The 18,442-nt window shown below is 54.5% G+C and carries 17 protein-coding genes; 3 read left to right on the forward strand and 14 right to left on the reverse strand.

Going from position 1 to position 18,442, the window contains the following annotated elements:
- Positions 1–237: 237 nt before the first annotated feature.
- The 14 genes from LBQ97_06570 to LBQ97_06635 all read right to left on the reverse strand — a co-directional run bounded on the left by LBQ97_06570 (position 238) and on the right by LBQ97_06635 (position 13,222).
- Positions 238–432 (reverse strand): hypothetical protein, encoded by a 195-nt coding sequence (locus LBQ97_06570; GenBank protein MDR1832374.1) that lies wholly within the window; start codon positions 430–432, stop codon positions 238–240.
- 52 nt (positions 433–484) lie between these two features.
- Entirely contained in the window at positions 485–1,735 is a 1,251-nt protein-coding gene (pepT, locus tag LBQ97_06575; protein ID MDR1832375.1) for a peptidase T, read from the reverse strand.
- A gap of 83 nt (positions 1,736–1,818) precedes the next feature.
- Positions 1,819–2,184 carry a holo-ACP synthase gene (gene acpS / locus LBQ97_06580; GenBank protein ID MDR1832376.1) on the reverse strand — a complete coding sequence of 122 codons (366 nt, stop codon included), beginning with the start codon at positions 2,182–2,184 and terminating at the stop codon, positions 1,819–1,821.
- Between the two features lie 9 nt (positions 2,185–2,193).
- Positions 2,194–2,955: a TatD family hydrolase gene (locus tag LBQ97_06585; GenBank protein MDR1832377.1), complete on the reverse strand. Its 762-nt coding sequence runs from the start codon at positions 2,953–2,955 to the stop codon at positions 2,194–2,196.
- A gap of 1 nt (position 2,956) precedes the next feature.
- Complete coding sequence (gene hslO, locus LBQ97_06590; GenBank protein MDR1832378.1) at positions 2,957–3,850, reverse strand: Hsp33 family molecular chaperone HslO; 894 nt, start codon at positions 3,848–3,850, stop codon at positions 2,957–2,959.
- A 14-nt stretch (positions 3,851–3,864) separates the two neighbouring features.
- Positions 3,865–4,401: a helix-hairpin-helix domain-containing protein gene (locus LBQ97_06595; protein ID MDR1832379.1), complete on the reverse strand. Its 537-nt coding sequence runs from the start codon at positions 4,399–4,401 to the stop codon at positions 3,865–3,867.
- Positions 4,398–5,078, reverse strand: coding sequence for a cysteine hydrolase (locus tag LBQ97_06600; GenBank protein MDR1832380.1), 681 nt, complete (start codon positions 5,076–5,078; stop codon positions 4,398–4,400). The genes LBQ97_06595 and LBQ97_06600 overlap by 4 nt, the downstream gene beginning before the upstream one ends.
- A gap of 53 nt (positions 5,079–5,131) precedes the next feature.
- Positions 5,132–6,082, reverse strand: a complete 951-nt coding sequence (locus LBQ97_06605; GenBank protein ID MDR1832381.1) for an ABC transporter ATP-binding protein — start codon at positions 6,080–6,082, stop codon at positions 5,132–5,134.
- 1 nt (position 6,083) lies between these two features.
- Positions 6,084–7,088 (reverse strand): ABC transporter ATP-binding protein, encoded by a 1,005-nt coding sequence (locus LBQ97_06610; protein MDR1832382.1) that lies wholly within the window; start codon positions 7,086–7,088, stop codon positions 6,084–6,086.
- Positions 7,089–7,118: 30 nt separating this feature from the next.
- Positions 7,119–8,027 carry an ABC transporter permease gene (locus LBQ97_06615; GenBank protein ID MDR1832383.1) on the reverse strand — a complete coding sequence of 303 codons (909 nt, stop codon included), beginning with the start codon at positions 8,025–8,027 and terminating at the stop codon, positions 7,119–7,121.
- A 17-nt stretch (positions 8,028–8,044) separates the two neighbouring features.
- Positions 8,045–8,983 carry an ABC transporter permease gene (locus LBQ97_06620; protein MDR1832384.1) on the reverse strand — a complete coding sequence of 313 codons (939 nt, stop codon included), beginning with the start codon at positions 8,981–8,983 and terminating at the stop codon, positions 8,045–8,047.
- 3 nt (positions 8,984–8,986) lie between these two features.
- Positions 8,987–10,570 (reverse strand): ABC transporter substrate-binding protein, encoded by a 1,584-nt coding sequence (locus LBQ97_06625; protein MDR1832385.1) that lies wholly within the window; start codon positions 10,568–10,570, stop codon positions 8,987–8,989.
- Between the two features lie 198 nt (positions 10,571–10,768).
- Positions 10,769–12,199, reverse strand: coding sequence for a coproporphyrinogen III oxidase (locus LBQ97_06630; protein ID MDR1832386.1), 1,431 nt, complete (start codon positions 12,197–12,199; stop codon positions 10,769–10,771).
- Positions 12,200–12,202: 3 nt separating this feature from the next.
- Positions 12,203–13,222 (reverse strand): PilT/PilU family type 4a pilus ATPase, encoded by a 1,020-nt coding sequence (locus tag LBQ97_06635; GenBank protein MDR1832387.1) that lies wholly within the window; start codon positions 13,220–13,222, stop codon positions 12,203–12,205.
- A gap of 178 nt (positions 13,223–13,400) precedes the next feature.
- On the opposite strand from LBQ97_06635, the gene LBQ97_06640 reads away from it, so the two are divergent.
- The 3 genes from LBQ97_06640 (at position 13,401) to glmS (ending at position 18,438) form a co-directional block, all read left to right on the forward strand.
- On the forward strand, positions 13,401–14,585 hold the full coding sequence (locus LBQ97_06640) for a hypothetical protein (GenBank protein ID MDR1832388.1): 1,185 nt from the start codon (positions 13,401–13,403) through the stop codon (positions 14,583–14,585).
- 38 nt (positions 14,586–14,623) lie between these two features.
- Entirely contained in the window at positions 14,624–16,237 is a 1,614-nt protein-coding gene (locus LBQ97_06645) for a gamma-glutamyltransferase family protein (GenBank protein MDR1832389.1), read from the forward strand.
- A 377-nt stretch (positions 16,238–16,614) separates the two neighbouring features.
- A complete protein-coding gene (glmS, locus tag LBQ97_06650; protein MDR1832390.1) occupies positions 16,615–18,438 on the forward strand; it encodes a glutamine--fructose-6-phosphate transaminase (isomerizing) in 1,824 nt (607 codons plus the stop codon).
- The last annotated feature ends 4 nt before the right edge of the window (positions 18,439–18,442 follow it).

The raw sequence follows: 18,442 nt of genomic DNA on the forward strand, positions 1-18,442 counted from the left end.
TATCGAAAGTCGAATCATGATTGATAGAATGCACGCTTCATGATATAAAAAAAGGTTCAGTTCATCGTAGGGAAGCATTTTGTTGTGTATATTGAAAGGTGAAACGTCTTCAGAAAATTTCTTATCCAGCTGCGGCGGTGTGGCGACCACAGATAAATCCCCCTCAAAACGTAACCTTGAATCCCCGTAATAATTTTCCCCGACTGCGGCGCCGATTGAATCCTGATGGTTGACTGCTCAGTGGATGCCCGTCATCAAGTTGAAGGGCGCGATGGGCCCGTCGGAGCCGAAGCACAGCGGAATGCCATTTCTCAACATGGTTTTGTAGAGAGAGGCGTAAGAAGCGAGCTCCTCACCGACCTTTTCCGCAAGGCCCGAGGCGTTGTGCCGCAAGTTGTCCGGCTGCACAAGAACCGGAACGCGCCCTGCCACAAGCCTTCGCAGCTGATCGGGGAAGCTTTACGCCCATGCACAAAGCCGGATTTTACTTTCCAGCCGCCACATTCTCAATAATCCGTATAATCAGCGCCTTGGCCCGCTCCATGGCTTCCACGGTAATAAACTCATACTTCCCGTGATAGTTGTCGCCGCCGGTGAAGATATTGGGACAGGGCAGCCCCATATAGGAAAGCGTCGCCCCGTCTGTACCGCCGCGAATGGGTCGGATCAGGGGCGTTATCCCGACTTCTTCCATGGAGCGTTTGGCGAGCTCGACAATCTCCATGACGGGTTCGATTTTTTCCCGCATATTGAAGTAAGAATCCTTGAGTTCCAGCGTAATTTTCGCGTCTTTGTATTTTTGCGCCATATAGTTTACGGCCGCTGTGATCAGGGCCTTTTTTTCTTCGAATTTTGTCTTGTCATGATCCCGGATAATATAGCGGATTTGGGTATTTTCCACAGTCCCCGTGAATTTCATCATCAGGAAAAAGCCCTCGTAACCTTCGGTGTATTCGGGTCTTTGAGCGACAGGCAGCATGGCGTGGAGTTCCATGGCGATCATCATGGAATTGATCATCTTGTTTTTCGAGCGGCCCGGATGAATATCCCGTCCCACGATATCAATGACCGCCGAGGCCGCGTTGAAGTTTTCGTATTCAAGTTCGCCCGGCTCGCCGCCGTCCATGGTATAGGCGAATTGGCAACCGAAACCCGCCACGTCAAAGCGGTGGATGCCCGTCCCGATTTCCTCGTCGGGCGTAAAGGCGACCCGGACCTTGCCATGCTTGATTTCGGGATGTTCTTTCAGATATTTGACGGCCTCGATGATTTCCACGACCCCCGCCTTGTCGTCGGCCCCCAAAAGCGTAGTCCCGTCGGTGACAACAAGGGTCTGGCCTGATCTTTCGGGGAGTTTCGGGAAATCTTTGGGCGAGAGCACGATGTTTTCCTTTTCGTTGAGGACGACGTCCTTCCCGTCATAGTTTTCAATGACCCGGGGCTTGACGCCCAATCCGTTGAAGGTATGGACCGTATCCATATGGGCGATGAAACCGATGGTCGGAACGCCTTCGACGTTTCCTTCAAGAGTCCCTGTCACAAAACCGTTTTCGTCGACCTTTACCTCGGAAAGGCCTGTTTCCTTCAAGTCTGCGGCCAGTACCGCAGCCATCTCCAGCTGATATTTGGTGCTGGGGCAGGTTCCGCTTTCGGGGTCCGCCGGGGAATCAATCTTCACATAGCGCAAAAAGCGCTCCAGCAATTCTTTGTCGTAACTTGTGTTTTTCGTTGTCATCAGTCCTCCTGCATATAGTATACTAATATTGTATTTAATAATTCGATTGCTTAAAAATGGTATTTATCTCAGGCCGACCTGTTTCATTCCATCCAGGCGACGGCCGTCGCCACGGCGTATTCCTTCAAATGGGAGATCGTAACCTCGATCCGGATCCCGGGATAAAGCTCCGGTATGGGGCCGTGTAGCAAAACATAGGGCTTCCCCCGGCGGTCGTTCAGGATCTCGATGTCGTTCCAGCCGAATCCGCTGACGCCGGTTCCCAGCGCCTTGGCCACCGCTTCCTTCCCCGCGAATCTGCCCGCGTAGCCTTCATATTTCGTCTTCCGCGCTTCCATGACCGCAATCTCATTTTCCGTAAAGACACGCTTTTGAAAGCGCTCTTTCTGCACGGCCTTTTCGATGCGAGAGACCTCGATGATATCGTTTCCGATGCCGACAAGTTTCATTTTTCCTCCCTAGCCCTTGATCCCGTAGACGGCCCTGGCGTTTTCGTTGGTGATCCGCACGACGTCCTCATAGTCCATTTCCTTGATCCGGGCGATCTCTCGGGCCACGTATTCCGTGTACAGAGGCTCGTTGCGCTTCCCCCGGAAGGGAGCGGGCGTCAGAAAGGGGCAGTCCGTCTCGAGGACGAGCCGGTCAATCGGAGTCTTTTCGACGACTTCCCGCAGGTTTTTCGAATTGGGGAACGTGAGCACGCCGCCGATCCCGAAAGTAAAGTTTTTCAAGCGCGGGATTTCCGCGACGGAACCCGGGTAACAGTGCATGATGCCCCTTGTTTCCGGATAATCCGAAAGTACCCGGAGCGTATCCTCCATGGCTTCCCGGGTGTGGATCACGACAGGTTTTTTAACCTTTTCCGCGAGACTGAGCAGCTCCGCGAACACCTCCCGCTGGACTTCGGCGGGTTCCGTCATCCAGTGATAGTCGAGACCGATTTCTCCCAGAGCCACCACCTTCGGATGGGCGCAGAGTTTTTCAAGCTCCACTTCCCACTCATAGCAAAAGCCCGTGATGTCCGAGGGATGAATCCCCACGGCGGCGTAGACAAAGGGGTATTTTTCCGCAAGCCGGACGCTCTCCCGGGAGCTTTTCACATCGCAGCCAATGTTGACCACAAAGTCCATATTTTCTTTGATCCGCTCAAGCACTTCCGTCCGGTCCCGCCGGAACTCCCGCATGTCCAAATGGACATGGGTATCGGTCAATCCGCCCATATTATTCCTCCAAAAATGTTTTGAAATCATCCGCCCTGTAGAAATACTTCGTCTTGCAAAATTGGCAGACCACTTCCAGTTTTTCTTCTTTTTCCTCGCGGAAAATTTTGCGGAGTTCTTCTTTTCCGAGGGCCTCTATGCCTTTGAGGAAGCGCTCCCTGCTGCAATTGCAGCGGTATTCCGCCGTTTTTTCCTCGAGGATATCAAAATCCTCCACGCGCCTTTTCGGCTCGCTGCCCATATCATCGTAGAGGAGCTCCGCGATATCCCGGAGGGACATGCCGCCCTCAAGGAGTTCGGTAATCTCAAGGATCGCGTCAATTTTTTGTTCAAGCGCGGTAATAAAGCGCTCCTCCGCGCCCGGGAGCAGTTGCACGAGATAGCCGCCCGCCGTAAGAATCTTTCCTTCGGGCGAAAGATGCACGCTGACGCTGATGACGGTGGGCGTCTGTTCCGAAGTGAAGTAATAATAGGCGAGATCCTTGGCGATCCCGCCCGAGACGAGTTCCGATATGCCCACATAGGGCTCTTTGAGCCCGAGGTCTTTGATGACCCGGAGATAACCTTTCCCGATCAGGGCTGGAACATTGTACCTGCCGTCTTCCTGCCGGGGAAGATCGGCCCCGGGATCGGACACAAAACCCTTGACGGCCCCCGCGGCGTCGGCCGTTACGGTAATCGCCCGCAATGGTCCGTCGCTTTCGGTCTTTAAGGTCATGAGCTCGCTCCCTTTCAGATAGCTCGCCATCATAACGCCCGCCGTGAGCATCCGGCCGAAGGCGTCAAGTGTTGTGGGCGCGCATTCATGGATATCCTGCGCCCTTGTAATGATATCGCTCGTGTCACAGATCACAAATTTCGCGTTTTTGCTGATGCCTCTCAATAATTTTCCCAAGTGTTCCTCCAATCTTACGGAACCGCGTCGTAGACGACAAGTTCCTTGTATGTCTCATAACGGGGCTTACTCAGGATTTCCATCAGATCGAGGTTGTTCCGGATCCGCCCGTGTTTTCCGATCCAGGCGGACAGGGCGGCGATTTCCTTTTTCGTAAACCCGTAATAGGACAGGGTCGTTTCATTTGCGCGATTGATGTTGAAGCGTTTTTTCCGTACGGGCGTCCCTACCCTGAAGACCGCGGAAATTTTCTCATAGGCGGCGGGGCCGATCCCCTTGATCCGCTTCAATTCCATGACGGACTCAAAGCCTCCGGTGGTTTCCCGGTAGCTCACAATGCCGCGAACCGCGCTGATGGGGATTTTCTTCGCGCTCATCTCTTCTTTGGACGCCGTATTGAGGTCCATTTTTTCTTCTTTTCCCCTTTGGGGCTGCGTCTTCATATTCTTGCTTTCGATGATCTTGTAGGGCCCTTCCTGTCCGGGGGAAAGGGACGCGCAGATCCCCCACAGCAGCAGAACGCACAACATGCCTGTTTTTTGCGTTTTCATTTTTCGATTTCCTTGATGGCCTCGGCCGCGGTAATCGCGCGGGCATAGACGCCCAGAATATTTTCCATGGTGTTCGTATAGTGCTTCGGCGTGGAAGCGCTGACGGCGTCGGACACGACAAAGGTCAGATAACCGAGGTCGGCCAGATTGCGCACGGTGGTCTCAACGCACTGGTTGAGGTGAAAGCCCGTGACGAGAACGTTTTTGGTCCGCAGGTTTCTCAAAACCGTATCCAGATCGGAGCCCGTCACCGCGCCCGAGCAGGTCTTCGTAATGACGATCTCGCCCTCTTTGGGCGCCGTTTCCGGTATCCATTGGCCCCAGTAACTGCCCTTGGGAACGAGAAATCCCGAAAGCCGGTGGGCGAAGGACGTCTCCCGGGCGTCGTTGGAGCGGGATTCGATTTTCACATGGATCGCCGTCATGCCGAGCCTGCGGAAAGCGTCGAGCAAAAGGGCGGCCTGGCGCACCGCCGCGTTCAATTCTTCGTCGTAGGCTTTGAGGGCTTCCCGCGCTTCGGTCTCGTCAAAGCCTTTTTCAATCGCGCCGTGCAGGATGTGCTCTCCGGTCGCTAGACGCTGCATGTCGATCAAGAGCAGAACCGTATCGTCTTTTTGGAAAGAAACGGGGGGAAAGGGTTTGCTTTTCGGAATCAAATCCGTAAGGGTAATTGCCATAAATTCACTCCTTTATTGTTTATCGGTCGGTTATGTCGCCGGGATTCGGCCGCCTACGCGCCGGGGTACAGGGAGCAGGCCACAAAGTGCCCGTTTCCCTGATCCGTCAGTTTCTGCTCTTCCTTGCATCGGTCGCAGGCATGGTCACAGCGGGGCGCGAAGCGGCAGCCCGGTTTGGGGTCTATGGGATTGGAAACCTCGCCACGGATCACTTGCCTACTCATTTTGACGTCGAGGCTGGGGATCGGGATCGAGGCCAGAAGCGCCTTGGAGTAGGGATGAAGGGGATTTTTGAACAATTCCTTTGTCGTGCATTTTTCAATGCACTGCCCCATGTACATGACGGCGATTTCTTTGGAAATATGCTTGACTACGCTCAAATCATGGGTGATGAAAAGATAGGTCAGGCCCAGGCCGTCTTGCAGATCCATGAGCAAATTGAGAATCTGCGCCTGAATGGAGGCGTCAAGGGCGCTGACCGGCTCGTCGCAGACGACAAATTTCGGGTTGATGGCGAGAGCCCTAGCCACGCCGATCCGTTGTCGCCGGCCCCCGTCCAGTTCATGGGGATAGCTGTTGGCGAAACGCCGGGCCAAGCCCACCATATCCATGAGACGATATATCCGCTCCGCCATCTCCTGATGGGCGGCGTAGACATGATTGACCACGAGGGGCTCGGAGATCAGTTCAAATACCGACATCCGCGGATTCAGACTCGAATAGGAATCCTGAAAAATCATCTGCATTTCCCTGTGGAGATCCTTTCTTTCCTGCTTCGTAAAGCTGAGGATATCCTTTCCCTCGAAAAAGACCTTTCCCGCCGTGGGTTCCAGAAGCCGGATGACAAGGCGGCCCAAGGTCGATTTGCCGCAGCTGCTTTCGCCGACGAGCCCGAGATTCCTCCCCGGATAGATTTCAAGATTGATGTCGTCGACCGCGTGCAAGACGCCGTCGTTGACTTTGAAGTATTTTTTGAGATGTTCCGTTCTGATCAATGGCGCCATATCAATCCTTTTCTTCCATGAATTCTTTTTGTGAGAACAAATGGCAGCAAATTTTGTGCCCCTTTTCCTCCCAGACGGCGGGCGTCGTCGTTTCGCAAATTTTTCGGCTGTGCTTGCAGCGCGGGTGGAATTTGCAGCCCTCGGGCAAATCCGTGGGATTGGGCATCAGGCCCTCTATGGGGGAAAGTCTTGCGGTTTCCACCTCAAGGTTGGGAATGGAGCCGAACAGACCCACGGTATAGGGATGATGGTTTTCCCCTTTGAAAATATCCGCGGCGGCGCCTTGTTCGATGATCTCGCCGGCGTACATGACGGCGACCTTGTCGCAGGTCTGGGCGACGACGCCCAAATCATGCGTGATCATAATCATCGAGGTCCCCATTTTTTCTTTGAGCTCGTTAATCATGGCCAGAACCTGAGCTTGTATCGTCACGTCGAGAGCCGTCGTGGGCTCATCGGCAATGATCAGCTCGGGATTACAGGCCAGCGCGATGGCGATCACGACCCTTTGCTTCATGCCCCCGGAAAACTGGTGGGGATATTCCGATTTTCGGACCGGCGGTATGCCCACGAGGGAAAGGAGTTCGTCCACCCGTGCTTCCAGGTCTTTTTTCCCTTTGCGGTCCAGATTGTGAATCTCCAGCGACTCCATAATCTGATTGCCGACCAGTTTGACGGGATTCAGGCTCGTCATGGGGTCTTGAAAGACCATGGCGATGGATCCTCCCCGGATCGCGCGCATTTCCTTTTCGCTTTTTTTCAATAAATCGTCGCCTTTGAAGCGAATTTCCCCCTCGAGGATCCGTCCGGTCCTCTCGGGAAGCAGGCGCAGAATGGAGAGCGCGCACGTGGTTTTTCCCGCCCCCGTCTCGCCCACGAGTCCGATGGTCTCGCCGGAATTCACGGAAAAACTGATTCCGTTTACGGCGCAAACCGGTTTTTGGTCCGTCTTGTAGATGACCCTGAGATTTTTCACTTCCAGTAAATTTGCCGTTTCCCGGCTCATAACGGTATTCTCCTTCACGCTTCGGGTCACCTAATCCTTCAATCTGGGATCGAGGGCGTCCCGTAAGCCGTCGCCCATGAGGTTGAGCGCCATACAGCACAGTACGATGGCCATTCCCGGGAAGATCACGAGTCTCGGACAATTCATCATGTAATCCTTGCCCTCGCTGAGCATGGCTCCCCATTCGGGCTTCGGCGGCTGTATGCCCATGCCCACGTAACTCAACGCCGCCGCCCAGATGATTCTCGTGCCCACGGACATTGTCGCCTGGACAATGATCGTACCGATGGCGTTGGGCAGCACGTGCTTTGTCACGATGTACCAGTCCGACGAGCCGCAGCAGCGGGCCGCCTCCACAAAATCGCTCTCGACCATGGTCAGGATCGAGGAGCGGATAATCCGGACATATATGGGAATGGATCCGATGACAAGCGCCAGCAGCAGGTTGCCGAGACCGGGTCCCAGGGCCGCCACAATGGCCAAGGCCAGCAGCATAAAAGGGATGCAGAGTATCGTATCCATGACGGACATGATGATCGTATCCACTTTTCCCCGGTAGAGACCCGCCACGGCGGCGAGGATGCTCCCGAGAGCGACGCCCACGACGACGCTGACGATCCCCATCAGGAGCGAATACCGCGTCGCGTGGACAATTCTCGCGAAAATGTCGCGTCCATAGGTGTCCGTGCCGAAAATGTGCTGCCAGCTCATGGGCGCCATGCGGTTCATGATATTTTGCTCGTAGACGAGGGCCCTGGGGGCGATGACGTCGGCAAATATGGTGAAAATCACAAAAACGCCGAACAGCGCCATACCGAACAGCGCGGATTTGTTCCGCTTGAAGCGTCTCCAGGTGTCGGCGTTCAGATAGGAATTTCGTTTTTTGTAAATGACAGGCGCCTCAGGATGTGAGGCCCCGTCGCCGCTTGTTATGGGCATGACCCTTTCCTCCGGAATCAATTTTTCTTCCCCCGGTATCTCGCCCGGATCCGCGGATCGATAAAGGCGTAGAGAATATCCACCAGCAAAAGCACCAGCATATAGCAGATGCAGAAGATGACGGCGCAGCCGGTAACCATGGGGACGTCCTTGTGGTTAATGGAATCGAGAATCAGCATCCCGACGCCGTTTATTGAAAAAACCCGCTCGACCACAATGGCGCCGCCCAGGATGAAGCCGAAATCGACGCCGATCATGGTGATCACCGGAAGCAAGGCGTTGGTCAGCGCGTGGCTGATGACGACCTTTGTCTCGATCTGCCCCTTGCTCCTGGCCATCCGGATATAGTCCTGCCGGATGACTTCGAGCATGGACGTCCGCGTCAGGCGCATGGTCCGCGCGCTCTGGGGAATCGCCTGCGTAAAGGCGGGGAGAATGAAATGAATGATGGTCCCCGCGCCGTAAGACGGCAACAGGCGCAGTTTCAGCGCGAAAATCAGGATCAGCATGAGTCCCAGCCAAAAGGCCGGGATGCACGCGAAAAACATGGCGGTAACGACGCCTGCCGTATCGAGAATACTGTACTGCTTGACGGCGCTGACAACGCCGATGGGGAGCGAAATGGCCACGCCGATGGCCATGGAATACACGGCCAGAACGGCCGTCGTCGGAAAGCGGACCAGAACTTCCGTAAAAACCGGTCGGTTTGTGACGTAACTTCTCCCCATATTTCCCTGGATCAGCTGAATCAGATAGCGGAAATAACGAAAAATAAAGGGAACGTCATATCCGAGTTCATGATTCAGCTGCTCGATCTGCTCCGGCGTGGCGTCCTGCCCCAATATGGTCATGGCGGGAGAGCCGGGGGTGAGATTCATCAGAAAAAACACAATGAAAACCACCACCAGCAGCGTGGGAATAATGGCGAAGAGTTTTTTCAGCACATACCTGGTCATTGCTTAATCCGCCCATTTGAAATGATAATATTTGTCGTACTGGGAAAGTCCCTTGTCAATGGTCAGTTCTTTGGAATAGGCCCGCGTGGATTTGCCGACGAAAAGCGGCACGTTGACCACGACGCTGTCCCAATATTTGCCGGCTTCCAGATAGGCCGCCTTTCTGGCTTCGGGATCCACCACGGATTTGGCCGCGAGGATCAGGGCGTCGAGCTTTTCGTCCTTATAGCGGGCGTAATTGCCGGACATGCCGTATTTGCTTGAAAGGGAATTGCTGAAGGAAATATCGCAGTCTTTGCCGCCGTAGTTGTTGAAGCTCACGGCCAGGACATAGTCGCCCCTGCCGCAGACCGCGTCTACGAAAGCGCTGTTTTCCATCTGCCGGATATCGGCCGTGAGCCCGATCTTGGACAAATCCGCCTGCAGCTTCGTGGCGACTTTGATGTAGGGCTCAAAGTTCAGCGTGGCAATCGTTACGCTCTGCCCTTTCTTCCCCAGTTCCTCAATTTCTTTGGCGGCTTCTTCGGGATTGTAGGACCAGGGCCAGAAGCCTGTTCCGGGGAATCCCGCGAAGTCAGGCCCGCCGGGAGAATCGACGATGGTGCCGTTTTTGGCGTCTTCCAAAGCGACAATCAGCATTTCCTCGCGGTTGATGCCCTTGGCCACGGCCTGGCGGACACGGACGTCGGAGAAGAGCTCATTTTCCGTATTGAAGACCACATAGTTGAAGCGGTTGGAATTGGCGTACTCCAGCGTCAGCTTCGGCGAGGATTCTATGGCCTGGGTGCTGTTGAAGGGAATATCGCCTAGGTAAAGGTGCAATTCCCCTGTCTGCAGCGCGATCACGGCGGCATTGACGTCGGTAATGACTTTCAGCCTGATTTTTTTGATGTTCGGCGCGCCGTTCCAATAGTCCTCGAAGGCCTCGAAACGCAGATAGTCCCCGGGAACCCATTCGACGAGCTTGTAGGGGCCGCTGCCCATGACTTTGTCGGGGGCCGTGCCGTAGTCTTTGCCCGCGGCCGTCGTAAACTTCTCCTGAAGGATAAATACATAGGTCAGATACTCAATCAGCGCCACATTGGCGTTTTTCAGCACAAATTTGAACGTGTAGTCATCGCTGACTTCCACGTGATCCACGTCGGCAAGGGCCGTCGTCTGCACGCCCGAGGAGACTTTCGCCCGCTCCACGGTGTACTTCACGTCGGACGCTTTGACTTCGGTTCCGTCCCACCATTTGATGCCTTTGCGCAGGGTCACCGCGCATTCCGTGGCGTCGTCGGACATTTTGTAGCTTTCCGCCATGTTCGGGATGTAGTTGCCGTCGCCGTCTTTGGCGATCAGAGTGTCATAGGTTTGCAGGTTGAGCCCGGTTCTCGCGTAAATCGTCGAGTGGTTCATGCTGTCGGCGGTACTGGGGAGGCTCGGAAGGGCCACGACCATTTCACGGTCGGCGTTATTCTTCGCGGGAGTCTCTTCTTTTTTTGCGGCAGCCGGCTTTTCGGTTTTCGCGGTATCCGAGCCGCAGGATGAAAGCGTGAAAAGCAGAGCGGCGGCGAGTGTCAGGGTAATCAAGAACTTCCTCATTGGGTTTCCTCCAGATTGATTTGTTGGGATAAGGATGAATTAAGGTAAATTTGTTTTATTTTAATTCTTTTTTCACAATTTTGCAAGCAATTTACAAATTCGACGGAAAAAAACGTTTACAGATCTGTTTTAATACAATATGTTCTGAATATAACCGCAATCATATAAAATTATACAAAATGTCCATTTTATTGGTCTTTATTCGAACCCTCTTGTCGATCCCGTCGCCGCTTTCCATTGCCGCAATTTTTCCAATTTTTCCGCGAGCCGCTCGTCCAATTCCCGGATATAGAGGGCCGGCTCCTTGGGATTGATGAGCCTTTTCACGACGTCCCGACCGCCGCTGTCTTTCGTGATCAATTTTGTGACCGCGCCGCCGCCCAGACCCACCGTGACTTGGTTTTCCTCGATCATTTCCACGTTGAAACGAGATTCGAGGCCTTCTTTGGCATAACCGACATTTTCCCCCCATTCCATGAGGTTCTTCTGCCGGTAGAGATAATAGGGCATCAAATCCATCTCTGCCGTCAGGCGCGCGATTTCATCGGAAATTCGGTCTTTATCGAGGGGGATCCGCCCCTTTTCCCCGAAAAAGAGCCGCGAGTGGCGCTTGAAAGCCAGCGAGTGAATCGTGAGATTGTCGGGATCGTATTTTTTGAGCTCTTTCAGCGTAAAAAGCACCTGTTCCGTGGTCTCGCCGGGAAGCCCGATGATGATATCCATGTTGAGCAGAAAGCCCAGCGCCTTGGCCGCTTCGTACATTTGATCAAAATGACGCCGGTCAAAGGGACGGTTGATCCGCCGGAGCGTCTCCTCATTGAAGCTCTGGGGATTGAGGCTGATCCGCCTGACGCCGCGGACCTTCATCAGGGCAAGTTTTTCCCGGGTCAGACTGTCTTCCCGGCCCGCCTCAAACGTATACTCCAGCAAATTTTCCAGGGGAACGGATTTTTCGATTTGGCCCAGCAGGGCCTCAAGATCGCTCTCCTCAAGGATGCTCGGCGTCCCGCCGCCGATGTAGAGCGATTCCAGCGTAAAATGATGTTTTTTCAAAAAAGCGCCCGCGGCGTCGATTTCCCTGTGCAGGGATTCGAGAAAATCCCGGTAGTAGCGCCCGACGCCTCCGCCGATTTCATAGGAGGCGAAGGAACAATAGACGCAGCGGGTCCGGCAATAGGGGATTCCGATATACATGTTGACGGCGTCCCGGTTCAGAAGCGCCAGTTCCCTTTTGAGGACCTGATGCAGGAGGTCCGTCTTTTCCGGACTGACGTCGTAGAACGCGCGAAAAATTTCCCGGGTTTCTGAAAAAGTAAAGCCTTTTTCCCAATACCGCCGGAGGACCTTTGTGGGCCTGACGCCCATGAGACTTCCCCAGGACAGACTTTTTCCGTAAAGCCTGAGCAAGAGGGTCTTGACCATGGCGGTCTTTTGCTCATCGGCCGGGTCGCCGAGGGCCCGCCAGGAATAAGCCGCTTCCCTGCCGCCGGCCCTTAGCCCGACCCGGATTTCTCCGTCCCTTTCTTCCGTCGTAACCTGCAATACCGCCGTCAGCGCCTCGGGGACGAGTACCCGGGCGAATTCCTCCACGCTTCTGGGGTTTAAGGCAAAATCCGCGTGTATTTCCATCATTCAAGGCATCCTTTTTTTGTACTGAATTTCGTCGATTTTTCCCGTCTTATAGAGCGCTTCAAGAGATTTCCGCATGGAAACCATCCCGTTCTTCTGCCCGCTCTCCAAAAGAGAGGGAATCTGGTTTGTCCGGCCTTGCAGGATATAACTGGCGACGGCCGGCGTGTTTCTGAGAATTTCACAGGCGAGGACAGGGCTTCCCGAAACGCCCGGGATTAACTGTTGATTGACGACGGCTTTCAGCACGGACGCCACTTGCAGGCGAATCTGGCTTTGCTTTTCTTTCGGGAAAACGTCAATAATCCGATCCACGGCCTCAACGGCCCCCGTCGTATGGAGCGTCCCCAGAACGAGATGCCCGGTCTCCGCCACGGTGATGGCGGCTTCGATACTCTCCAAATCGCGCATTTCCCCGACGAGAATGACGTCCGGGTCCTGTCGCAGGGCCGATCGCAACGCCGCCTGGAACGACGCCGTGTCCCGTCCGATTTCCCGCTGCCGGATCAGGGATTTGTCCCCGTTGAAGACATATTCGACGGGATCCTCAATCGTGATGATATTGAGGGCCCGCGTGTGGTTCAAGGTCTCGACCAGGGCCGCCAGCGTGGTGCTCTTGCCGCTTCCCGTTGCGCCGGTTACGAGGACGAGGCCGCTTTCGAGCGCGAGAAGTTCTTCCGCCGCCCCGGGCAGCCCCAGTTCCGCCATAGGCGGGATAAACTTCCGGATGATCCGGATCGATACGGCAAAGGTTTCCATTTGCCGGTGGATATTGACCCGATAGCGGTTTTGCACGGGGTCTTTCCAGGCAAAGTCCCTTTCCCTCAAGTCGTCCGGAAGAGGGCCTTCACCCCCCGGGAGCAATTCCGCAAGGATGTCTTCGAGGTCGCGGGCCTCAAGTCTGTGGTTTCCTTCCCGCAGCAATTGGCCGTTTACCCGGAATACCGGAATTTCCCCCTGCACGAGATGCAGATCCGACGCGCCCAGGGCCCTGCCCTTTGCCAGAAGTTCAGCCAGTTTCATGTTCGTTCCCCCTTCCCGGACAAATTCCGGATTTTTGAACTGACCTTATTATAGCACATTTTCAACCCTCAGGCAATAAAACATGCGATACCCTCAACAAATCGTTGACAAGATCACAAAAATGTAGTATTATTGCACTTATCAAACAGTCTGTATAACACGAAGGAGGATCAAAATCATGTCAAAACCTGCACTGATGTTTCTTTACTTTACGATTACGGTGGGATTCTTCGCGATCGGGGACCTTTGCGGCGTGATCACGAAAGCCAAGCTTTCATCCGTATTTGTGGCAATGGCGCTTTTCCTGATTTCTTTCATGGCAAAATTCATCCCGGCGGATATGATCAAACAGGCCGGACTTACCGATGCCGCGGCCTGGAGCTCTCCGCTGATCATCTTTCACATGGGGACCATGATCAACGTGAAGGAATTGATCAATGAATGGCGAACCGTGGTTATGTCCGTCATCTCCATGCTTGTGGCGGTAATCGCCGTTTTTGCCGTGGCGCCCATTGTCGGAAAAGACGCGGCCATCGTCTCCATCCCGATCATCAACGGCGGGATCATCGCGACCCAGATCATGACGAAGGGCGCAATGGATCACGGACTGACTGTGATCGCCGCGCTGGGGACCCTCGTTTACGCCGTTCAGAAATTTGTGGGTACGCCGCCCGCTTCCTATTTCGGCATGAAGGAAGGCCAGAAAATCCTGACGGCCTACCGGGAAGGCAAGATCAAGGCCGAACAGGACAAAAAAGAAGAAGTGAAGGCCGAACCGAAAAACACCTTCGCGAAAAAATACGACAAATACTTTACCACATTTGTATGTATCGCGATCTCGGGTATCGTCGCCATCCTGACTCGGGTCATCCAGGACAAGACCGGTCTCAACGCCAGTATTTCTGCGCTGATCTTTGGAACCCTGGCCTCCTACGTCGGCATCGTGCCCAACGCGATTATGGACAAGGCGAAAGTTTCGGGCTTCCTGTCCTTCGCGGTATTCGCGAGCCTCATTCCCTCGCTGGCCAACATCAAATTCGCGGACCTCAAGACGCTGGGCTTCCAGATCGTCATCATCTTCGCGGCCTTTGTGATCGGCATCTTCATTTTCTGCTATCTGTTGCCGACCTGGAAAATCGTCGGTTCCCGGGATCTCGCCATGGGAATTTCCATGGCCCAGCTTTTGGGCTTCCCGGCGACCTTCCTGATTTCCAACGAAATCGCCGTGGCCCTGACCGATGACGAAGAGGAGAAAAAAGTGATCCTGAAGCGGATCATTCCGGCTTATGTGGTGGCGGGACTCGCTTCGGTGACGACGCTTTCCATCGTGACCGCGGGAATCTTCGTGGGCTTCTTCAACTAGGGAAATGACGCGGCCTGCGCCGCGAAGGGGGTAATATCGTGTTCACATTTGACAATACCATCTATCCGTACCCGTCCCGCAGAAACGTCGTACACGCGAAAAACGGGCTAGTGGCCACCGGTTCTCCGCTGGCCGCCCAGGCGGGGCTGGAAATCCTGAAAAAAGGGGGAAACGCCATTGACGCCGCCGTCGCTACGGCCGCGGCCCTCACCGTCGTCGAACCGACCAGCAACGGCATCGGGGGAGACGCCTTTGCCATTTTCAACATCAAAGACAAAATCTACGGCCTCAATTCCAGCGGACCCTCGCCGAAGCTCCTTGAGGCGCAAAAACTTTGGGATAAAGGGCTTAAAACCATGCCGCAGTACGGACTCATTCCGGTCAACGTGCCGGGCGTCCCCAAGGCCTGGGCCGAACTCGTGAAAAAATTCGGCAAACTGAAGCTTTCGGAAGTCGTGGCGCCAGCGGTAAAACTGGCCCGGGAAGGCTACGCCGTTCCCGTGAATGTGGGAAAACTCTGGAAAAAAGCCGTTCCCAACTACAAGAAGGAGCTGGAAAAAGCGGAGGAATTCAAGCACTGGTTTGAGACATTCGCCCCCGAAGGCAAAGCGCCTGAGATCGGCGACGTCGTACGGCTGCCGGATCACGCCGATACCATCGAGAAAATCGGAGCGACGGACGCCGACGCCTTTTACCGGGGGGAATACGCCGACAAGATTGACGCTTTCTTCAAAAAATACGGCGCTTATCTGCGAAAGGAAGACCTGGAGGCCTATGAGGCCGAATGGGTCGAACCCATCAAGACCACCTACCACGGTTACGACGTGTACGAAATCCCGCCCAACGGCCACGGAATCAGCGTTCTCATGACGCTCAACATCTTAGAGCCCTACCATTTTGAGGCGAGGGAAACGATTCAGGCTTACCACACGATGATCGAAGCGATGAAACTGGCCTTTGTGGATGTGCAAAAATACGTCACGGATCCCCGTTACATGAAAGTGACGGTGGAACAGCTGCTCTCGCGGGCTTATGCCGACGAGCGGCGGAAACTGATCGGAGATAAAGCCGTTCTGCCGACGCCGGGCGATCCCATCGGCGGAGGGACCGTATATCTCGCCACGGCCGACAGCGAAGGCAACATGGTTTCCTATATTCAGAGCAATTACTACGGCTTCGGCTCGGGAATTGTCATTCCCGGGACGGGAATTTCCCTTCACGACCGGGGCTACAACTTCAATCTCGATCCCGACAGTCCCAATTGCGCGGGTCCCGCCAAGAAACCCTATCATACGATTATCCCGGGCTTTCTCGCCAAAGACGGCAAGCCCGTCGGGCCCTTCGGCGTTATGGGCGGATTTATGCAACCCCAGGGGCATGTGCAGGTCGTGACAAACACAATCGATTTCCTGATGAATCCGCAGGCCGCACTGGACGCCTGGCGCTGGCAGTGGATCGGGGCGAAGAACATCGAGCTGGAGCACGGCGTAGACGAGCACATCGCCTATGCCCTCACGGCCAAAGGGCACGACATCAAGGTTGTCCATGACACGATCTCCATGGGCCGGGGCGAAATCATCTGGAAAATGGAAAACGGCGTCTATGCCGCCGGTACGGAACCCCGCACAGACGGGCATATCGCGTTGTATTGAGCAATTCAAACCCGCACGCTTCAAAAGCTCCCTTGCCGAAAGGGGGCTTTTGTCGCGGGTTATATGAGCGAATCACAAGTTTTTATTGCTATTTCAGGAAAACTGTGCTATGATAACGTGAGGAGATTGATATCATATAGCGCCGGATCTCCCGGTTGACCAAACAGCCGGACGAGATGACGAGGACTGGAATGATCGAAGCTTTCGGCGGGTATTCCAGAGGTGGTTACAACCGTTACCGACAAAACGGGGGAGCGATCCCCCGGACAAAGCAGTAACCGTAACAAATCTCCCGACACGGGAAAAAAGGAAAAAACGCGGTTGGCGCCGTTTTTCTCTTTGCTCTCCCGAAAAAATGTTCAGAGGAGGTTTTTATTATGTGCGGAATTATCGGTTACGCGGGTGGCGCCGACAAGGCGGTGGAAGTGATCCTCGAGGGGCTGACAAAGCTGGAATACCGCGGTTATGACTCGGCGGGGATCGCGATTATCGAAAACGGAAAGCTCTTTGTGGAAAAAAAGAGCGGCAGGCTGGAAAATCTCAAAAGCGTCATGACGACGGACAAGGCGTCCCATCTGGGCATAGGGCACACGCGCTGGGCGACCCATGGCGTCCCGACGGACATCAACGCCCATCCCCACATGAGCTGGAATCACAAAGTAGCCGTTGTCCATAACGGCATCATTGAAAACTACGCGACATTGAAAGAACAGCTGAAGGCGGAAGGCGTCGGATTCACCTCGGATACGGATACGGAAGTGATCGCCCATCTCTACGCCAAGCTCTTTGACGGGGATCCCGTCTCCACCATGGTCGCTCTGAAAAAGAAGATCCGGGGAACGTACGCCCTGGGGATCGTCAACAGCGACGACCCCGAGCGGATTGTCTGCGCCCGGAAGGAAGGGCCGCTGATCATCGGCATCAGCGAAGGGAAAAATTTCATCGCCTCCGATGTGCCCGCGATCCTGAAGTATACCCGGGATGTGATCTTTCTCGACGACGACGAGATCGCGATCGTTGAAAAGGACAAAGTTTCGGTCTATGACGCGGAGGGAAAGCCCCTCGTCAAGAAAATCCAAAAAATCGAGTGGGATATGGACCAGGCGTCCAAAGCCGGCTATCCCCACTTTATGCTGAAAGAGATCGAGGAGGAGCCCGCCGTCGTGGAAAAGACCCTCGGCATCTACGTCAACCCCAAGGGAGACGTGGATTTCGGCGAAACTTTCAGTAAGATTGATTTTGAAAAAATCGAACAAATCGATATTGTCGCCTGTGGAACCGCCTATTACGCGGGATTGCAGGGCGAATACTTTTTGAAGAAAAACGCGGGCCTGAAGGCTTCGGTGGAAATCGCGTCGGAATTCCGCTACAGCGACCCCTTTGTTGATGAGAAGCACCTTGTGATCTTTATCAGCCAGTCGGGGGAGACGCTGGATTCCATTATGGCCCTCAAAACGGCCCGGGAAAAAGGCGCGAAAACCCTTGCCATCGCCAATGTCCTGGGTTCCACCATTACCCGGGAAGCGGACATGGCCCTCTACACGCTGGCGGGACCGGAGATTTCCGTCGCCTCCACAAAGGCCTACATTGCCCAGGTGACCATGCTTTATCTGCTGTCCCTCTATGTGGGACTCCGGAGAAAGACCCTCAGCAGGGAGCGCTATGACCAAATGCTGGACAAGATTTACGTCTTGAGTGAAATGATCGGCAACGTATTTTTCCAGAAGGAAAAGATAAAGAATCTGGCCGCCGAAATCAAGGACAAGGCCCACGCCTTTTACATCGGCCGCGGCATCGACGAGAAAATCGCCCGGGAAGGTTCGCTCAAAATGAAGGAAATCAGCTATGTCCACGCGGAATCCTTCCCCGGAGGGGAGCTCAAACACGGGACCATCGCCCTGATCGAAGAGGGAACCCCTGTGGTCGTCATCGCGACCCAGCGGGACATGCTGGAGAAAATGATTTCCAACGCGCGGGAAGTCAAGGCGAGAGGCGCTTTTGTGATTGTCCTCACGAAAAAAAGTTATAAAGAAATGGAAGAAGTGGCGGACCGGATCGTCTATATCGACGATATCGACGATATGCTGGCGCCGCTGCTCGCTGTCGTACCGCTCCAGCTGCTCGCCTATTACACGGCCTGCGCCCGGGGACTCGATGTGGATAAACCGCGGAACCTTGCTAAATCAGTGACTGTGGAGTAAGTAA

It is taken from the genome of Fusobacteriaceae bacterium (assembly GCA_031272775.1).
GTDB lineage: Bacteria > Fusobacteriota > Fusobacteriia > Fusobacteriales > Fusobacteriaceae > JAISST01.

Bases quoted from the DNA above. Each gene is read 5' to 3' on its own strand.
- pepT (MDR1832375.1), bottom strand. From the start codon at position 1,735: ATGACAACGAAAAACACAAGTTACGACAAAGAATTGCTGGAGCGCTTT.
- acpS (MDR1832376.1), bottom strand. From the start codon at position 2,184: ATGAAACTTGTCGGCATCGGAAACGATATCATCGAGGTCTCTCGCATC.
- LBQ97_06585 (MDR1832377.1), bottom strand. From the start codon at position 2,955: ATGGGCGGATTGACCGATACCCATGTCCATTTGGACATGCGGGAGTTC.
- LBQ97_06595 (MDR1832379.1), bottom strand. From the start codon at position 4,401: ATGAAAACGCAAAAAACAGGCATGTTGTGCGTTCTGCTGCTGTGGGGG.
- LBQ97_06600 (MDR1832380.1), bottom strand. From the start codon at position 5,078: ATGGCAATTACCCTTACGGATTTGATTCCGAAAAGCAAACCCTTTCCC.
- LBQ97_06605 (MDR1832381.1), bottom strand. From the start codon at position 6,082: ATGGCGCCATTGATCAGAACGGAACATCTCAAAAAATACTTCAAAGTC.
- LBQ97_06610 (MDR1832382.1), bottom strand. From the start codon at position 7,088: ATGAGCCGGGAAACGGCAAATTTACTGGAAGTGAAAAATCTCAGGGTC.
- LBQ97_06615 (MDR1832383.1), bottom strand. From the start codon at position 8,027: ATGCCCATAACAAGCGGCGACGGGGCCTCACATCCTGAGGCGCCTGTC.
- LBQ97_06620 (MDR1832384.1), bottom strand. From the start codon at position 8,983: ATGACCAGGTATGTGCTGAAAAAACTCTTCGCCATTATTCCCACGCTG.
- LBQ97_06625 (MDR1832385.1), bottom strand. From the start codon at position 10,570: ATGAGGAAGTTCTTGATTACCCTGACACTCGCCGCCGCTCTGCTTTTC.
- LBQ97_06630 (MDR1832386.1), bottom strand. From the start codon at position 12,199: ATGGAAATACACGCGGATTTTGCCTTAAACCCCAGAAGCGTGGAGGAA.
- LBQ97_06635 (MDR1832387.1), bottom strand. From the start codon at position 13,222: ATGAAACTGGCTGAACTTCTGGCAAAGGGCAGGGCCCTGGGCGCGTCG.
- LBQ97_06640 (MDR1832388.1), top strand. From the start codon at position 13,401: ATGTCAAAACCTGCACTGATGTTTCTTTACTTTACGATTACGGTGGGA.
- glmS (MDR1832390.1), top strand. From the start codon at position 16,615: ATGTGCGGAATTATCGGTTACGCGGGTGGCGCCGACAAGGCGGTGGAA.